Source organism: Nostoc sp. (assembly GCF_036917535.1).
Taxonomy (GTDB): Bacteria; Cyanobacteriota; Cyanobacteriia; order Cyanobacteriales; family Nostocaceae; genus Nostoc.
Map to the genome: position 1 here is coordinate 68,144 of NZ_JBALDA010000017.1, position 19,197 is coordinate 87,340.

A 19,197-nucleotide genomic window follows, 5' to 3' on the forward strand; every position below is an offset into this window, starting at 1 on the left:
CTCTTCAATAGAAAACATCTTTCCCTCATTCCGGTCACTGGTGATGATTTTATCTCTCCAGATGCGGATTGTGGGAATTTTCTTTTCAATCATTCATATACTACCCCTGTATAATGAAACAATAAGTCGCACATCGCGTTAGTTAGTAGTTCGTAATTTTCAAAATATTATTAGATTAATAAATTGGTTAAACTAGTTTGCAATAATTGAGCAAAACGTGAGTGAGGATTTTTAAGTAACTCTTCTCTTGAACCGTATTCACTAACTCGACCTTGTTCTAAAATCAAAATTTGATTTGCTCTTTCTACAGTTGTCAACCTATGAGCAATAATAATGCCAGTACGTCCAATTAATAACTTATCTACAGCCTTTTCAATGAGTTTTTCTGTTATGGGGTCGAGGCGAGAGGAGGCTTCGTCCAGAATTACTAAACCAGGGTCTTTAAGAAATACGCGAGTAAATGCTAGTAACTGCGCCTGTCCCGCAGATAAGCCGCTACTGTCTGGTCCCAAATTTGTATCTAAACCTTGGGGTAATGAATGCAACCATTCTGATAATCCCAATATTTCTAAGGTTTCATATATGCATTCGTCGTTAATATTTTGATTAAAAAAGGTGAGATTATTGCGAACTGTAGTTTGAAACAGTTGCACATCCTGAGTAACTAATCCTATTTTTTTAGGTAAATCTGTTAAGGAAGTCTGGTTGATAGGTACACCTCCCAAGCGAATAGAGCCTGATTGGGCATCATATAATCTCAGCAATAACCGTGCTAGGGAAGACTTACCGCTACCTGTACGTCCTAATAAACCCAGTAGATGACCTGGAGGTAAGTCAAAGGATATATTTTGCAATACCAAATCCTGAGTTCCCCATTGCCCCTTATCCCCAACGCCACTTGCTTCACTTGGGGAGCCACCCCGTTGGGTGGCTTTGCCGACTTGAAGGGAGTGGCATGAGCCACCGCCCTTCGGGTTCGCAGTCGCCTGGGTCGGGAAAGCCTCCCGCAGCGCTGCTTCACCGTGCTTTGGTTCCCAAAGTTGAGGCGACTGGCGTGAAACCCCAAGACCGCAGGGAGAAGCCACTGCGGTCGTGGAGATACCGAGTTCCCCATTACCTCTTATCCCCTCTGGGAACTCCGAGTTCCCCAGTCCCCAGTCATGATAGCTAAATGAGACGTTCTCAAAAGTCACGGAAAGTGCGCTATGAGGAAGTTGCTGTTCGCCTCCTGCACTCAGTTGAGATTTTACTCGAAGTAAATCTTGAATACGGTAAATACTGGCTTCTGCTTGTTGGAGGTCTTCAAATTGGTTGCGAATTTGCTCAATTGGTTCGTTCAGTAGATCGGTGTAATAGTAGAGCAAGTAGACTGTGCCGATAGTAATAATATTTTGACTCCAAAGGTAAGCACCCACGCTTAGGGCGATCGCAGTCCCTAAAGTAAAGATGCCGTTAGTTGTACCCCAAAGAATAGTACTGGCAAAGCGTGCTTTGTGAAAGATGGTCAACCAGCGTTGCAAAATTTTGTGAAAGCGCTGCATGACATAACTTTTCGCTCCATTAGCTCGCACGTCTTCCATGCCAGCAAGTTGTTCGCCGACGAAACCAAAAAAATCGGCACTAATTTGGCGATAACTTCCCCAATGGGGAACGGCTATAGAACGCAGGCGAATCAAAGTAGATAATGCTGTTAGGGCAAAAAATGCAATAGCCAAACCAGCTCGCCAATCTTCTGTAAACAGAACGACAATTACACCTAACATCAGCAGTAAATTGCCCAAAATGTGAACAGTAAAATTGGAGAAAAATTCAGAGAGAGTCTGAACATCACCGTCTACCCGTTCTAGCAATTCACCAGGTGTACATAATTTATGAAAGGATAAATCTAGTCTCAAACAATGCTCAACCAAGTCAGCACGTAAGGTGTTAGTGACTCTCCAGGCGACGTTTTCCCCGTAGTAAGTAGCAGCAATTGAGATGACTTGAGTTACTAAAGCTACACCAATAAATAGCAAGGCGGCGAAGAATAAATTTTGTCTAGAACTACCTGCTACGGCTGCATCAATGAAATAACGCAGAATTTGGGGGTTAATTAATTGTAGTCCAATGCTAGTGAGGAGAGCGATCGCAAATTTGATAACTTGTCCTTTTTGTGGCTTAAGATAATCTACGAGTAAGTTCCAGTATTGGTGTAGTCCAATTTTCATAAAGCTTTAGCTATCAACAAGCAATTTTTTGAGGCTGACTTAAGAATCTTAAAGTACGAGAAAATCTAAAACTCCACTGAAATTGTGCCTAGAACTGTAAACGGCGCACCAGGGTAAACATCTGTTCTCCTAAAGCTAGTTTCAATGTAGTCAACATTGAAAAGATTATTGAAGTTCAGTCCAAGTTTCCAGTTATCTCGCCGATAAAAAATGCTGGCATCGGTACGCACATAGCTAGGTAGCTTAAAAGAGTTACCCAGATCCCCCTGCCGTTCACCCACGTAGAATATACCTAAGCCAAAACCTAGCCCTTTCAAATTTCCGGTTTGCAGTTCATATGTTGTCCACAGGCTGGCGGCGTTGAACGGTACGTTAGTAAGTATGTTTCCTTTTAAATTACCTTCTACGTCGCTATCTTCAGTAACGTTGGCATCAGTGTAGGCATAGGAACCAATAATATTCCAACCAGGAAGAATCTCACCAGCGACATCCAGTTCAATTCCTCGACTTCGTTGTTCCCCGACAGAAATTACAAAGTCTGGGTTATCTGGATCTATTGCAGAGACATTGCTTTTAGTGATTTCGTATGCTGCCAGATTTGCTATTAGTTTACTATTAAGAAACTCGCCTCGGATACCCACTTCATATTGAGTGCCGCGCTCTGGTTCTAAGAGTGAACCATCTACACGAGTGCCAGAGTTGGGTTGAAATGATTGACTAAAGTTTGCATAGAGCGAAATTGGTTGAATCGGTTGGTAGACAATACCAATCCGGGGAGTAAAAGCATCATCTTGCTGTTGACTTTCGCTGCCATCTGAAGTGGACCGTTGATCGACAAGATCAAAGCGTCCACCTAAGAGCAATTTTAAGTTTTCCGCTAGGGCAATTTGATCTTGCAAATAAATGCCTAAAGTATTTGTTTGAGTCTGACTCGTGAAGACATTTGACAGCTGGTTGCGACTGGGGCGAGTTACAGTTCCGTAAATGGGGTTGAAGATATTAATGCTGGGAGCCACGTCCGATCGAATATCAGAATCGTTTGTTTGCCGCACCAAGTCAACACCAAAAACGAGTGTGTGCTTAACTGAGCTAGTGGAAAACTTTCCTACCAAATCAGTTTGCAAAGCATAGATTTTGTCATCAAACGTATTATCAAAAAAGCTTCTATCCAATACCCCAGTCTCCTCGTCCAAACTGTCAGACGAAGTTGGGCGAACTCGGTTTTCACTAGACGCGAATTGAAACCGATTGCGAAGCGTCCAACTGTCGTTAAAACCATGTTCCAGCCGATACCCAGCTAAAAATTGCGTGGTTTTAGTCACATCATCCCGCTCACCCAGAACTCGATCAAAGGGAATATCTGCCACGCCTGTACCAACAGCAATCAATCCCCGATCAATAGGTCGCCGATCATCTAAATATTCAAACTCAAAGGTCAGTTTGGTGCGATCGGCAATTTGCCAACTGACTACAGGCGAAACAAAATATCGCTCAACATCTTGGTCAAAGTCCCGAAAATTGCCGCCTCTTTCATAAGCTGTGTTTAAGCGATAAAGCAAGTTACCTTTTGAGTTCAATGGCCCTGAAAAATCAAAGGTCGGTCGCACCAAACCAAAACTGCCAGCTTGGAACTCAGCGCCATAAAAAGGCTTTGCGAGTGGCTGTTTGGTGACAAAGTTGATCGCACCACCAGGGTCTAGATTGCCGTATAGAACTGAAGCGGGGCCTTTGAGTACCTCAATCCGTTCCAAATTCGCAGTTTCGGTAAAACCAGAGCGATAATCTTTAAAACCATCGCGGAGATTACTCCCGAATTGTTGAAAGCCACGAATGGTAAATAAATCAGTTGCGTTGCCACCAGTTCCTGTACGTTGGACACCACTGACATTACGCAGTGCGTCTGATGCTCGAATCACCTGTTGATCGTCTAAAACCTGTCGCGGAACCACCTGAATTGATTGAGGAATATCACGCAGGGGGGTATCAGTTCGGGTCGCAGTTGAGGCATCTGGCACACTGTATCCATCTCGCTCACCCGTCACTACCAGTTCAATTGGCTGATCGCCCTCTGCCGATGGTTGCTCTGGCTGAGTTTCACTTTCTGATTGATTTGGTTGGGGCTGTTGTGTTTGCGGTTTTTGTGCTTGCGGTGTAGAGGATGCTGGACTCGCCACACTAAAAATTAACCCCTCATCTGGACTATCAAACAACTCAACAGCAGGCAAACTCGCCTCACCCTGAACTGTCACTCGGATAGTATTAGCATCAAAGTTAGTAACTATTATTTCAGTAATTCCTTTAACTGGTTTTTCGGAGCGGAATGTGAACGCATCGCCACTAGGTAAGCGTAGTTGGGCATTAGGAACATCTGCAACAAAGTTATTATTAGCGCTGCGATTTGTGATTTGTAACTGTTGTCCTTGAGTCGTCTGTAAAATCAACTCTATGCCTTTATCTGTGGGATTCGCTTTGACTCCTGTCACTTCTACTATTGGGGAATTAGGTACTTGAGAGAGCAATTCAGCCGTAGTTACAGGAAGTTCACGTAGTCTTCTTCGTGTAAAATCTTGCAAAGAACTGGATTGGAAAATGCTCGATTGAGTTAGAGAAATTTGAGCAGACGCAGGCTGTACGAGCAACGCATACACAATGCCTATCAAGCAAATGCCATAAAAAAGTTGTTGATTCACAGTACTTACTCCAAAACTACAGGTACATGACACCTAAAAGTAAATTAGAACTAGAGTTTTGATCTACTAGTTAAAAATTGTTTTCAACTATCTTTCAAAAAGATTGATGGTTATTTGGGTACTGAGTCTATTCCTGTAGATACGTTCTACATTATCTAGGGAAAGTTTGACCTTAGATAGGTTAACCTCTATGTCTTTGATTAATAAGATACCAGTCATCTTTAGTTGCACGCTCTTAAAGCTAATATTTTCAACTAGGTTAGCAGCTATTAGGGAATATTTATCAAAATAAAGAACTTAATTCATCTTTAACCTGAACTTATCCAGTGCAAATGTACTAAGCAGTTCTTAAAGGCTTGCGACATAAAGAACATAGCTTTTGTGTCTAAAAAGACCAGTATTGATTTCAAAGCACATCCTCAACGGTTACTTTACCTCTACTCGCCTAACCTTTTACAACAAACAAAGTAAGCTTTGCCTGCTCCCCATTCACTTATGTCAAAATCATGCTCTGCATCATAGTTCTTAACTTCCGTGAAGCCCACGCTCTCTAAAGCCGAATAAACTTCGGATCTGGAATAACATCTGCCAAGCAAATTAGTGTCTGTACGCTGCCAGTTATTGTCTACCAGATGAAATATAGTAACCTGAGTTTGGCTAATTTTTGCATCTCGGTTATAGCTGCGTCGAGCAGCCCAGGCATAATCATCTTGCACATCTCCAACAATAGAACCGTTCCACCAATCTGTTTCAAACCGTTCTTCCATATTCAAATCAAATACGAACAAACCATTTGCTGAGAGTGATTTATACACATTCTGGAAGACATTAGTTAAATCTTCTAGATTCATAACATGGTTGAGGCTATCAGATGTCGAAATAACTCCATCAAATATAGAAGGTAATTCAAAAAAGCGTGCATCAGCAAGGATAAAGTTAACATCTGGTGCATTGTTACGGGCATAATTTAACATTCCTTTTGAACAGTCAATGCCAGTTACTTGATAGCCTTTTAATTGCAAATGTTGTGCTAATTGTCCCGTACCGCAACCAAGGTCAAGAATATGCGCTCCCTGAGGAAGAAAAGGCAATAGTAATTTTTCCAAAGGTGGTAGCGCCAATCTACTGGTTTCCAGACCAATTTTCTCGTTATATATTTGAGCATAATTGTCATATCCTGAATAGGAATTTGCTAAAGAAAGCATTACATTTTCTCCTCTTTTAAAATTTGAAATACTATGAGAAATAAATTTTATGTTTGGGTTAACTTCTTTAAAGAAATAGGCAAAAAGCCTGCCTCTCGAAGTTCCTCAATACTTTCTTTGACTACCTGAATTACGTAACTAATATCTTCATTGGTATGAGTAGTAGATAAATAACCACCTGCTCGAAGTAAATAAACACCTTTGTGAAGTAGGTGATAACGTAACAAGTCCATACTTCCGGAAGCAGCAGAATTTTCTGATGATGTGGAATTATCTGAGGAAGCAAGACCGAAGAATGAACCAAAATTAGCCATCCGTATAGGTAGTTCTTCTTCTTCAAAGCAAGTATTCAGTGCAGCAATAAATTGAGATGTGCGTTGATTTAATTGCTCTTGAAGAGTTATTCCTTGAGTCTTGAGATATCTCAATACAGCTCGTGCAGCCGCTATTGCTAAAGGATGTTTACAGAAAGTACCTGCAAAAAATGTTGTTTTCGCAGTGGGGTAAGAATCATCTCCATAATTCCACATACCACCATCGATCGCATCCATATAAACAGCCTTACCAGCAACAATCCCAATTGGCATACCGCCCCCAACAATTTTCCCATAGGTGGCTATATCTGCTTCAACCCCAAACCATGCCTGAGCACCGCCTGGATGAATGCGAAAACCTGTCACCATTTCATCAAAAATTAATGCAATCCCTGCTTGTTTTGTGATTTGCCGCAATTGCTGAAGAAATGTTTTCGGCTGTAAATCAGGTCGCGTCGTTTGCACAGGTACAACTAAAACAGCTGCCAATTCTTGCTCATGGTCTTGGATTACATTGAGTGATTCGGGATTTCCATAATCTAATACCAAAACATCTTCAACAATATTTGATGAGATTCCGGGAGCGATTGGTAGCGTGTACAGATTTCCATCTATCTTTTGGGCTTTAACTAAAGTTCCATCGAAATGACCATGATAAGAACCTGAAAACACCGCTATTTTGTTGCGACCTGTGACGCTTCGTGCTAGCCGTATCGCCGTCATGACTGCTTCTGTACCTGTATTGCTAAAGGTAACTCGCTCCATTTTTGTGAACTCGCAAATCAACTCAGCCACCTCGCCAGCAAACTCTGATTGCGGACCAATTTGTATGCCCTTTTCTAGTTGGTTTTCCAGGACTTCTTTAATAAAAGGCGGATTATGCCCAAAGAGATTGACTCCCAAACCCATCATCAGATCTATATATTCGTTGCCATCCACATCCCATATTCTGGAACCTAGAGAATGCTTTGCTACAATCGGATAAAATATTTCCTTTAAAGGGAAATTAAAACCTTCTGATACTCTATTGTCAGCTAGAACCGAACGATAGTTTTGCGTCAGCTGTTTTGAGGTTTTTGTCCGTTGAGTGTAATGTGTAATGAATTTATCCAAATACTTCTGCTGATGCGAAGCTAGGTTTGGTATATCTTTGATATTGTTACTTTCCATTTTCGTTAACTAGTAAAGCATCTTTTGTGGGGCATTTAAAAAGCCGCTTTCAATTAAGTAAGAGAAATAAGTACTAAGCAACTTTGCATCTACTGGTGGGCAAACAATCGAAGTATCTGCAAGTCCATCGGTTGTATTCTGACAATTAAACTTTAATGCTGCTAAGTGAGAAATTTCTTCTGAAGACTCTTGCTTGCTTTGTCCTTCAGCTTCCATACCAGCAAAAAAAGGTATAAGCGGGTACAAAGGATTGTCTAAAGAAACCTCAGAAGCGTTGACAAGTTCTGTTTGCCACTGATTGTCAGACATCGGTTGGAGTGAGTAACCAAACTCACGTATCCAATCAAAAAGCTCAAACGAGTTTATGGGGTGGCGATTCGACAGATGAAAGATTTGATCGAGGGATTTTTTCTGCCTTGAGAGATGAACTATAGCTCTGGTGACATAGTCCACAGGGGTCATATCTACGGTGGTGTCTACATCTGGGGCAGATCTAAGTTGGATAAAGCCTTTGAGCATTCTGTACAAGCGATCGCTCGTGTTACAGACACCAGTTTTGCTATGCCCTGATACTCGTCCCAGTCTGTAAATAGAAGCAGGAATTCCTCGATTATGAGCAGTTGTAACTAATTTTTCGGCAACCCATTTAGTTTGAGCATAGCCACCAGAAGGTATTTGACTATGGCTAAAGTTGTGCAGTTCTCGAATCCCTTTGACTTGGGCATGTTCTTTTGAGGACAAAACGCTCAAAGTGGAGATATAATGCACAGGTTTAACTTTGAATTGACTAGCTAATCTCAAAACTTCTTGGGTTCCCAGAACATTAATCGCCTTCAGGGCAGAATATGGATAAACAAGATTAATTGCCGCAGCGTTGTGATAGATGACATCAACTAACTCAGCCATGACTTGAAACTGCTGCACAGAAAGACCTAAAAGCGGCTTAGACAAATCTCCTACCACTGGAATGATGCGATCGCTTAGAGATTTATTCCACAGCAAATAGGATTCAAGATGACTTTGGAGCTTCTTGTTCCCTGATTCCGCATTGGCAGCACGTACCAAGCAATAAATACTAGCATTAGTCTGTTGTAGAAGTTCATCTAGTAAAAATGCTCCGACAAACCCTGTTGCTCCAGTCAAGAAGATATGAGTCGGCTCAGTTTTATACTCAAAAGATGTCTGAGGGCGGATTGTAGAATCTAGTACAGCTTCAGTATTTAAAACCTCAACGCTTATCTTCCTAGTTGTTGTAGAAGGTTCTGTTTGGGGAACTGATAAGTATCTTGCTGTTCTCAAGGACTGGCAGTGAGCGATGATTTCGCGCAGTGCCTCTATGAAATTCTCAGCTAGACGCTCAATTGTAGTTCGGTGATGAATTGCTGAGCTATATGTCCAATTTATTTGTAATTGTCCTCCTGCAACAATTCCGTTGACATCGAGTAAATAGCTGCGGCTTGATTGCAGGCTGCGTCCTGATTCTGTAGACTCTTGGGCTGGTACAAATAAGGACGAATCCTGAAATATCTGGTCAGACTGACCAAGATAGTTAAATCTAATCTCTGCCTTCGGCGCATACGGAAGCAAGGGCACAGCTTTTTCATCGCCGAGATAGCGCAGCAAACCATAGCCTATTCCTCGATTCGGAACGTTCCGAAGCTGATTTTTAACAGACTTCAAAGCATCTTCTACTCTAGAACATTCTCTAATATCCAGAAATACAGGGAAAATGGTGCTAAACCAGCCAACAGTCCGCGACAAGTCTACATCATCAAAAATTTCTTCTCTGCCGTGCCCCTCTAAATCAACTAGCAGTGAACGCGCACCAGTCCACTGCTCAACGGCTTGTACCAGAGCTGTAAGTAATACATCATTGATTTGAGTCTGATAAACTGCTGAAACCTCTTGCAATAGAGCTTGGGTTTCTTGTTGACTTAAAGCTAACAATATACTATTAGCTCTAGCCACAGTGTTGTCGCCGCTAGGAAAGTCCACAGGAAGCTGGTCAATTTGCCCAGGAACCTCACTTAACCAATAATCTAGCTCTTGTTGTAACGCTTGAGACTGCACATACCCTTGTAATCGTTCTGCCCAATGCTTGAACGAGGTGGTTTTGGGTGGTAGTGTCATTGTTTCCCCTTGAGTGAGCTGTTTGTAGGCAGTTTGCAAGTCTTCTAACAAAACCCGCCATGACACACCATCAACAACTAAATGGTGAATAATCATCAGTAGCCGTTGAGACTTAGTACTGCCCAAGTCAAGCAGAGCAATTCGCAGCAGCGGCCCTGAAGATAGGTTCAGGCTGCTGTGCAGTTCAGCCACAGCGGCTGAGATGGCTAATTTTTGCTCTATCTCTGACAGTGTTGACAAATTCAGCAAGGTCAATGGCACAACCTCGTCAAAGTCAGCATTAATCTGCTGCCAGCCTGACTCCTGAAGGTTGTAGCGCAAGCGCAGGACATCATGGTGCTTAAGTAATTGTTGCACTGCTTGTTCTAACAAAACTGGGTCAAGAGCTTGTCGAACTTCCAACAAAACTGCTTGGTTCCAGTGGTGTATCTGGGGAAAATTCTGTTCAAAGAACCAATGCTGAATCGGGGTAAGGGGCACTGTGCCTGTCACCAGCCCTTGTTCAGCTTGAATCGCTTTGTTTATGCCGACTACCGCTGCTAGTTCGGCAATGGTTTGGTGTTCAAACAACTGCTTGGGGGTCAACTGCAAACCAGCCTGGTTTGCTCTGGCAATGATCTGCATACTGAGAATGGAATCTCCGCCCAACTCAAAGAAGTTATTATCAATTCCTACTTGCTCAAGTCTGAGAATCTCAGCCCAGATGCCAGCTAGCAGTTTCTCAGTAGTTGTGCGAGGTGTAACAAAAGTTACTTTTAAATCAAAACGGCTATCGGGTACTGGCAATGCTTGACGGTCTACCTTGCCATTGGGCAAGAGTGGCAGAGCCTTGAGCCTGACGAAGGTAGAGGGAACCATGTACTGAGGTAGTTTTTCTTGGAGGAATCCTCGTAGCTCAGTTGTAGTGGGGATAGATTGTTTTTCTGGAACTATATATGCTAACAAACACTTGTTACCCGGTTGCTCCTCACGAGCCAGTACCACAATCTCTCGAACCGCAGGGTGTTGTCTCAGTGCCGCTTCAATTTCTCCTAGCTCTATGCGAAAGCCGTGAATTTTGACTTGGTGGTCAATCCGTCCGAGAAACTCAATATTCCCGTCCGGTAAGTAGCGTGCTAGATCCCCAGTTTTATACAGGCGTTGCCTAGAGGCGATCGCTTCTGTGTCTCCAAAGGAGTGTAAAATGAACTTCTCATCTGTCAGGTCGGGTTGGTTCAAGTAGCCCCTAGCCACACCCGCACCCCCAATATATAACTCTCCAGATGTACCAATGGGCACTGGTTGCAAATAAGAGTCCAGCAGATAAATTTGGGTGTTAGCAATTGGGCAACCTAGAGGAACTGTTTGGGAACGGGAACAATCAACAGTTTGTCCTTGCTTGATGGGATAAGTTAGCACGCCGACAGTGGCTTCTGTCGGCCCATAGTGGTTGAAAATTAAGCATTCGGAAGCTAATTGCTGGATTTGGGCAATTAACTCCCAACTACAAGCCTCACCACCCAAAATCAGTCGCTGCCGAGGTAAGATTTGTGCGGCACGAGAAGATGTGATTAAAGCACTTAGGTGAGAAGGGACAATCTTCAAGCAGTCTACGGGATGGCGATGAAAATACTCTGCTAGAGACTCAGGGTTGATAGCACGTTCTGACGACACCACATACAGACATCCACCACTACACAGAGAAGAGAAGATAACAGTGTTGCCCAAGTCAGCAGCAAATGTAGAAACGATAGCGAAACTAGTACATACCGAAAGGTCTAGTCTGTCTCTAATCGCATTTACATAGTTAAAAAGTTGCTGATGCTCAACAGCAACACCTTTGGGTTTGCCTGTAGAGCCGGAGGTGAACAGCACATAAACCAAATTCTGGGGTTGAACTTCGCTACTAGGATTATTATCGGGTTCTTGAGCGATCGCTTCCCAATCTGTATCCAAGCAAATGAGTTGGTTTTGTCCTTTGGTCAAAAGTTCTTTGTCAATTACTAATGACGAATTACTGATAACTAATGATACTTGAGCTTCCTGTAACCGCAAAGCTAACCCTTCTTTTGGTAAAGCCGGATCTAACGGCAAGTATGCGCCGCCAGCTTTGAGGATAGCAAGAATTGCTACTATTACCTCAAGCGATCGCTCCATCAAAAGTCCTACCAAGACCTCTTTTCCCACACCCAGTCGCTGCAAGTAATGGGCTAGTTGATTAGCTTTGGCATTGAGTTGGGCATGAGTTATTTGTTTGTCTTCAAATACAACAGCAACATTGTTTGGTGTGCTATTTGCTTGTTCCTCAAAAAGGTGGTGAATACACTTAACTTGGGGGTACTCAATTTGCGTTTGATTAAATTTGCCTAACAGTTGCTGCCGTTCACTAAGATTTAAGATGTTTAACTTCCCTATTGCTGCTTCTGGTCGGTTAACCGCACTTTCTAACAAAGTTTGAAATTGACTTGCCAAGCGCTCAATAACTTTTAAATCATACAAAGCAGAATCATAGTGAAATTCTACATTCAGAACATCATCTCGGCGAATACAATAAAGTTTAACTTTGAAGCGGTCAAAATAGACGTAATGCTGAAGAACTGAAAATGATAAGTCGTTGATGCAATAGTTTTGAGGTTGTTCTGAAAAATCAAAACAGAAGGGAAACAATTCTGATTTTATATCATCAGACAATTCTATAACTTTATCCCAACTAAAATAATCTTGTAATTTATATGCTTCCTTAACCGATTCATCAACTTTGTTCAGTAATTCAATAAATTGGAATTTATCATCCAAATGACAAGTTAGGGGTAGATATTTGGCAAAAAGCCCTAGCGCTTGCTCTAACTCTTCATATTTACGACCATCGCCAGTTTTACCAATGATAATATTTTGCTCTCCAGTGAGCTGCCACAGTAAAACTAACCAACAACTTAGTAAGAGATTAGAAGTATTACTCTTATATTTATTTGCTAGTATTTCTAACTTTTTCAATAAATCTATATTAATATTTAAGCTCAAAAACTGAGGCTGAAATGTTAATTTGCAATTAGGATGATTTTCTAAAGGTAATTTCAGTGCTAAAGCAATACTTAGGTCATGTTTGCACCAAGATTTTATTCTTGCTTGTGCCTCTTCTGCTTCTAGAAGCTGATTTTGCCATTCAGCAACATCTGCATATTGTGTTGGTTCAGCATCTAATTCTTTTTCATGCCAAGATTCTCCATATAAATAGCTGATTTCACGCATTAAATTTATTATAGTTGCCTCATCAGCACAAAGAGTTGGTAAACTAATCAGCAATATATACTTATTTTCTGCCAAAGTTATTAGCGATATATGTAAAAGTGAACCTTGTTGAAAATTCAAAGGTAATTTCAGTACTTCCTCAAAAAATACTTGAATTTTGCTATTTTGTTCCTGTACATCTAATTTACTAAAATCGTGATAATTAACTGATGGCATACTGCTATCAGCTATTGCTTGAAGTGGAATAGTCATTCCAGGTAGACAACAGAAGTTTGTGCGGAGAATCTCATGTCGATTGACAACTTTCTGTAAAGCAACCTCTAGCATGTTTTGATTGAGATTTCCCTCAATAACAAAGGCAAACTGAGCACGATAAGGCACTGTCGGCTCAAATTGCTGTAATGACCAAAGATGCATTTGTTGAGGAGAAAGACGATAGCCTTCAATAACTTCCGTTTGCATTTTGCACCTCTATCTTGAATTTATATAACTATTTTTTTCTCAGTTAAACTACTAAAAGGTTCTGACATACCCACTAAAACTTTTCGAGAACCTCTAAATGGTGTACGTCCATGACAAACCAACATATTGTCTAACAACAATACATCCCCTGCTTGCCAAGGAAAAGTAATCGCTTCTTGTTGGTAAACTTCCCGAATTTGGTCTAATACAGAGGTTTCAATTGATGAACCGTCACCATAATAAGCATTACGTGGAAGTTCTTTTTCTTTGAAACCGGCTAGTAAACCTTTTCGTACCGCTGAGTTGAGGCTTGATACATGGAATAAATGTGCTTGATTAAACCAAACGATTTCGCCAGTTTGAGGATGGGTAGCAACTGCCTGGCAAATTTGCCGAGTTCTCAGACAATCTTGACCATACCATTCAAATTCAATACTATGATTACGGCAATATGCCTCTACTTTGACTTTGTTATTTGTTTGAAAAACGTTTTCCCAAGGAAGGTCTAGGTTCTGCCCATAGTTTCTTGTATACATGACATTTTTTTGCTGAAATTTTTCTCTGATAGTTGGATGAATCTGTGCGAAAACTCTGCGACTATCAGCAATTGGTGTATCTCCTCCCTGTGGAGCTTTTGTGACACAATGAAAAAAAATCTTCATTGGCCAGGTGCGAGAGTACGACATTTCATTATGTAATGGAATGAATTGTTCAGCTGGGTATTCAGTTGAAGTGTAGATGTTGCCGCTGACCTGACTGCGCGGTGTTGAACGATAAGAATACTCCAATAGCTTAGAGGTAACAGCCTTAATGAAATTTTCAAAGTCAGAAATTTTATTTATCTGAAAATTTCTAAAAAGGATGCCTCCGTGCTTTAGTAAACTTGTTTCAATAAACTCTCGATTTTCCTGAAACCAAGGAGCGATATTCAGCCCTTCTATCGAAGGCTGAATTATCATCGGTAATAGTTTATCAGGTTGGAAATACTCTGTTTTGACCAATTCTGTTGGAGAAAGACGGACAGCTTGCCGCCGGAAATTTCCTAACTTTTTGATATTAGGCTGATTAAGTTCTGAGTTGTTCACAATTTTTCCTATTATTTAAACGAACTTAAACTCCACTGATAGTCTTGCGCTTAGTCATCTTGAACTTTTGACGAGTAGACTCTTCAAGTTCTTGTTCTCTTTTTTGTTGTTGTTTTCTATCAGCTTCAGCAAGTATTTCTGCTAGTTTGCTGAGCTTAGTATTGGGTTGATTGACAATCTCAAGCAGCAGGATTTCAAAATTTTTGACAACTTGAGCAATAGTAGCTGCTTTAAATAAGTCAACTCTGTAGCCAATTGAGCCAGTAAGACCTACTGCACTTTCTACTAGCTCAAACCTCAAGTCATGCTTAGCTGTCTGGTTGTCAATATCTAAGGAAGTTATACTCAGACTTGGAAGCTCTAAGGTAGTCATTGGAGCATTTTGCAAGACAAACCACACCTGGAACAGCGGATTGTAGCTAGGATTTCGCTCAGGCTGTAATTCCTCCACCAGTTTCTCGAAGGGTAAATCTTGGTGCAAGTAAGCTTCTAAGGTATTGTCACGTACCCGACCTAGTAACTCTGAGAAACTAGGATTGTTAGACATATCAGTACGCAAAACTAAGGTACTGACAAAAAACCCTATTAGCCCTTCAAGTTCTGTGCGAGTGCGGTTGGCAATAGGCGAGCCGACAATAATATCTTCCTGTCGTGTCCAGCAGTACAGCAAAGTATTGAACGCTGTTAGCAGAGTCATGAACAAAGTTACCCCTTCGCGGTAGCTAAGGTTTTTGATTTCCTCAGTTAAGGGCTTTGGTAGGATAAATGATCGCGTTGCACCCTGAAAGGTTCTCACTGTCGGTCGTGGTCGGTCTGTAGGTAATTGCAATAAGGGAGGAGCACCGTCTAGTTGCTGTTTCCAGTAATTTAACTGAGTTTTTAGTATCTCTTTCTGCAACCACTGTCGTTGCCAAATAGCAAAATCCGCATATTGCAACGGCAACTCTGGAAGTGACAAAGGCTTTTTGGCACAGAAGGCTTTGTAAAGTTCCCCGATTTCTCTAATAAGTATTCCTACAGACCAGGCATCTGAAATAATATGGTGCATTGTCAGCAGTAAGATATGTTCTGTCTCGCCCAGTTGCAGCAACACCAATCGTAGCAATGCATCTTTGGCTAAATCAAAGGCTTGATTAGCTTCCTGTTGAGCTAAATTTTGAACTTTAGCTTCTCGTTCTGTCTCAGGGAGCGATCTCAAATCTACTATTGGCAAAGGCAAAGTTAAAGTTGGTTCAACAACCTGAAACGGTTGCCCATCAACTGCGACAAACCGAGTTCGCAAAACCTCATGATGCCTAACAATTTCATTAAAACTTTGTTCTAGGGCTGTGATGTTAAGTTGACCCGTCAGGCGCACTGCCGCAGGAACATTGTATATGGGGTTACTAGACTCTAACTGGTTGAGGAGCCACAGCCGCTGTTGAGCAAAAGACAAGGGTAAATTTTGATTCCGGGAAACCGACTTAAGAGGCGGAACTGCTAGTGTTGAATCAGCCCTGATTGCTGTTTCAACATGCTCCGCTAATCCGGCAATAGTGGGTGACTCGAATAAATAGCGCAGTGGTAGCTGTATCTGAAAGGTTTTGTACAAGCGGGACATCACTTGAGTAGCCAGTAAAGAGTGTCCACCCACATTAAAAAAGTTGTCGTGGATGCCAACCTGCTCAATATGCAAGACATGAGACCAAATCCCAACCAATAATTCCTCTACAGGTGTGCGAGGTGCCACAAAAGCTTCGCCTAATTCTGGTCTTACTGTATCGGGTGCAGGTAAGGAGCGACGATCGACTTTACCATTAGCTGTTAAAGGCAGCGCCTCCAGGATTATAAATGCTGCTGGCAACATATAGTTTGGCATTTGCTCCTTGAGGTAGTTTCGCAGTTCAATACTCGTAGGGGCTGGCTGAGAGTTAGGAACAATGTAAGCCACTAAGTACTTGTTGCCTGAGTCGTCCTCTTGAACCAGAACCACCGTATCTCGCACACTAGGGTATTGTCCCAAAGTTGCCTCAATTTCTCCTAACTCGATGCGGAAACCGCGAATCTTGACCTGATGGTCAATTCGCCCCAGATACTCAATATCTCCATTGGGTAGATAACGTGCCAAATCACCAGACTTATAAAGGTGATGTTTAGAGTTTGTGCTAAAGGGATTGGAAATAAACCGTTCGGCGGTCAGTTCTGGGCAATTAAGATAACCACGCGCCACACCAGCACCACTAATGTACAATTCACCAGGAACTCCAATTGGTATTGGTGACAAATTTTTATCTAATAAATATATATTTAAGTCTGGAATTGACCGACCGATAACACTCCCCGTTTTGGTAGTATCTGCTGCTGTTAATGGGCGATAAGTTACATGCACGGTGGTTTCTGTAATGCCGTACATATTGACTAACTGAGGAAACTTGTTGCCGTGGCGGTCAAACCAAGGTTTTAAGCTTTGAGGTTCTAAGGCTTCTCCACCGAAAATTACCAAGCGCAAGGCAAGAGTTTTGTGGGGGCGACTTGCAGCTTGGTCATTCGTACTAATGAAAAACTCTTCTTCCTGCATGAGTTGGCGAAAGGCAGAAGGTGTCTGGTTAAGTACTGTCACCTGGTGTTCGCACAACAAATTGTAGAAGTCTCTGGGCGATCGGCTGACTAGGTAAGGTACTATGACTAACCTGCCACCGTGGAGTAGAGCGCCCCAAAGTTCCCATACAGAAAAGTCAAAGGCAATTGAGTGGAAAAGTGTCCACACGTCTTGTTGATTGAAGTGAAACCAAGACTGAGTTGCAGTGAATAGCCTGGTGACATTTGCATGGTTGACTAAAACACCTTTGGGTTGACCTGTAGAACCGGAGGTATAGATGATATAAGCTAGGTCGCCAGGCGTGGATTTATTGATTAAGTCCTCCTGGCTCTCCTGTGAAATACGCTCCCAGTTTGTATCTAAACAAACTACTGTTGCTGGAGGTTCTGGTAACTTCTCCAGCAATTGCTGCTGAGTTAATAAGATTGATACTTGAGCATCATCCAAAATGAAAGCTAAGCGCTCTGGTGGATACGCCAAATCGAGGGGTACATAAGCACCACCGGCTTTGAGAATACCCAAGATTGCCACCACCATATCGAGCGATCGCTCCAGGTAAATTCCCACCAGCACCTCTGGTCTAACTCCCTGTTTTTGCAGGTAATGCGCTAGCTGGTAAGCTCGCTGGTTGAGTTCTCGGTAAGTCAAATATTGGTTTTCAAAAATTACCGCAATAGCATCAGGCGATCGTTCTACTTGAGCTTTAAACAGTTGATGTATGCACTGATTACTAGAATAGTCAGCTTGAGTATCATTCCACTCTACTAATAGCTGATGCTGCTCGGTTGGTGTTAATAAAGGCAAGTCCTTTAAACGCCTCTCAGGATTAGCCACCGTCCCTTCTAGCAAAGTCCGCAAATGCCCTAACATTCGAGTAATGGTAGCTGTATCAAAACGTAGAGTATCATACCAAACGTTAAGTAATAACTGTGAACCAGCATCTACCAGTACAGTCAGCGGGTAATTTATCGATTCAACAAAGCGAACTTCATCGATATTTAGGTTTTTGCTTTGTTGTCCTAAGGAAGAGTCCACAGGATAATTTTCAAAAACCAAAATACTCTCAAATAAAGGTGTACCTCGTGGCACCTCACTCCATGCTTGGACTTCCACTAACGGTGTATACTCATATTCTCGTGCCTCAATTGCTTGAGCTTGCAGTTTTTTGAGCCAAGGCACAAGAAATTCATCGGGTATCACCAATACTCGCACTGGTAGATTGTTAATAAAAACACCTACTATGTTTTCGACTTCTCTGATTTCTGGCGGACGACCAGAAGAAGTTGCCCCAAAAACAATATCTTCCTCGCCACTGTAACGACTCAAGAGTAAAGCGAAAGCTCCTTGTACCAGTGTGTTCAAGGTTAGCTGATGTTGCTGTGCTAGAGTTGTTAAAGCAGATGTTGTTGATTGTGAAAGCTGGATTTGTTGCTCACCGTGGTCTTTCTGTCCACTATGGGAAGCTCCCAAAGTTCGATCTACTCTAAAAGGAGTGGGTGCAGTAAAACCTTTGAGAGTACGCCGCCAGAAAGCCTCACAGCGAGATAGGTCTTGCTGTCGTAGCCAAGCAATGTAGTCCCCATAAGGTTTGGTACGGATGATTGGTAAATCTTTGTGATGATTTAGCGCTGAGTAAGCTTCAAAAACTTCCTGGAAAACTATTGCTGTTGACCACCCATCTAGAATTAGATGGTGTTTACTCCACATAAATTGGTACTTGTCCTGAGCTAACTGAATCAAAATCAAGCGCATTAATGGTGGTTTGTTAAGGTCGAAGTCTCGCTGACTATCTGCCTGCAAGAAATTTTTTAGTAATTCTTGTTGCTCAATTGACGAGATTTCTTGCCAATCAAACTGCTCCCAAGGCAAGTTTACATAGCGATAAACTACTTGAAATGGTTGGTCGCGACGTTCCCAATGAAAAGAGGTACGCAATACTGAGTGCCGCTCCATGACCAGTTCCCAGGCTTGCTTTAACGCTAAAATATTGACCGGGCCGCTCAGGGTGCAGCTAATTTGAGCCAAATATATCCCTGACTTGGGTGCATAGAGAGTATGAAAGAGTATGCCCTGTTGCGTAGGGGAAAGAGGATAAATATTTTCTATATTTTTTTTATTTTCCATTATT

General features: G+C 42.0%; 7 protein-coding genes. All 7 read right to left on the minus strand.

Annotated features, from left to right (window positions below; translation table 11 throughout):
• Positions 1-170: 170 nt before the first annotated feature.
• Positions 171-2,207: an ABC transporter ATP-binding protein gene (locus V7K56_RS05940; RefSeq protein ID WP_334908514.1), complete on the minus strand. Its 2,037-nt coding sequence runs from the start codon at positions 2,205-2,207 to the stop codon at positions 171-173.
• Positions 2,208-2,272: 65 nt separating this feature from the next.
• A complete protein-coding gene (locus tag V7K56_RS05945; RefSeq protein ID WP_334908516.1) occupies positions 2,273-4,897 on the minus strand; it encodes a TonB-dependent receptor in 2,625 nt (874 codons plus the stop codon).
• A 437-nt stretch (positions 4,898-5,334) separates the two neighbouring features.
• Positions 5,335-6,102, minus strand: a complete 768-nt coding sequence (locus V7K56_RS05950) for a class I SAM-dependent DNA methyltransferase (protein ID WP_334908518.1) — start codon at positions 6,100-6,102, stop codon at positions 5,335-5,337.
• 47 nt (positions 6,103-6,149) lie between these two features.
• Entirely contained in the window at positions 6,150-7,586 is a 1,437-nt protein-coding gene (locus V7K56_RS05955; protein WP_334908520.1) for an aspartate aminotransferase family protein, read from the minus strand.
• A 9-nt stretch (positions 7,587-7,595) separates the two neighbouring features.
• Entirely contained in the window at positions 7,596-13,406 is a 5,811-nt protein-coding gene (locus tag V7K56_RS05960; protein WP_334908522.1) for an amino acid adenylation domain-containing protein, read from the minus strand.
• 20 nt (positions 13,407-13,426) lie between these two features.
• Positions 13,427-14,491: a TauD/TfdA family dioxygenase gene (locus tag V7K56_RS05965; RefSeq protein WP_334908524.1), complete on the minus strand. Its 1,065-nt coding sequence runs from the start codon at positions 14,489-14,491 to the stop codon at positions 13,427-13,429.
• Positions 14,492-14,516: 25 nt separating this feature from the next.
• Complete coding sequence (locus V7K56_RS05970; RefSeq protein WP_334908526.1) at positions 14,517-19,193, minus strand: amino acid adenylation domain-containing protein; 4,677 nt, start codon at positions 19,191-19,193, stop codon at positions 14,517-14,519.
• Positions 19,194-19,197 lie beyond the last annotated feature (4 nt).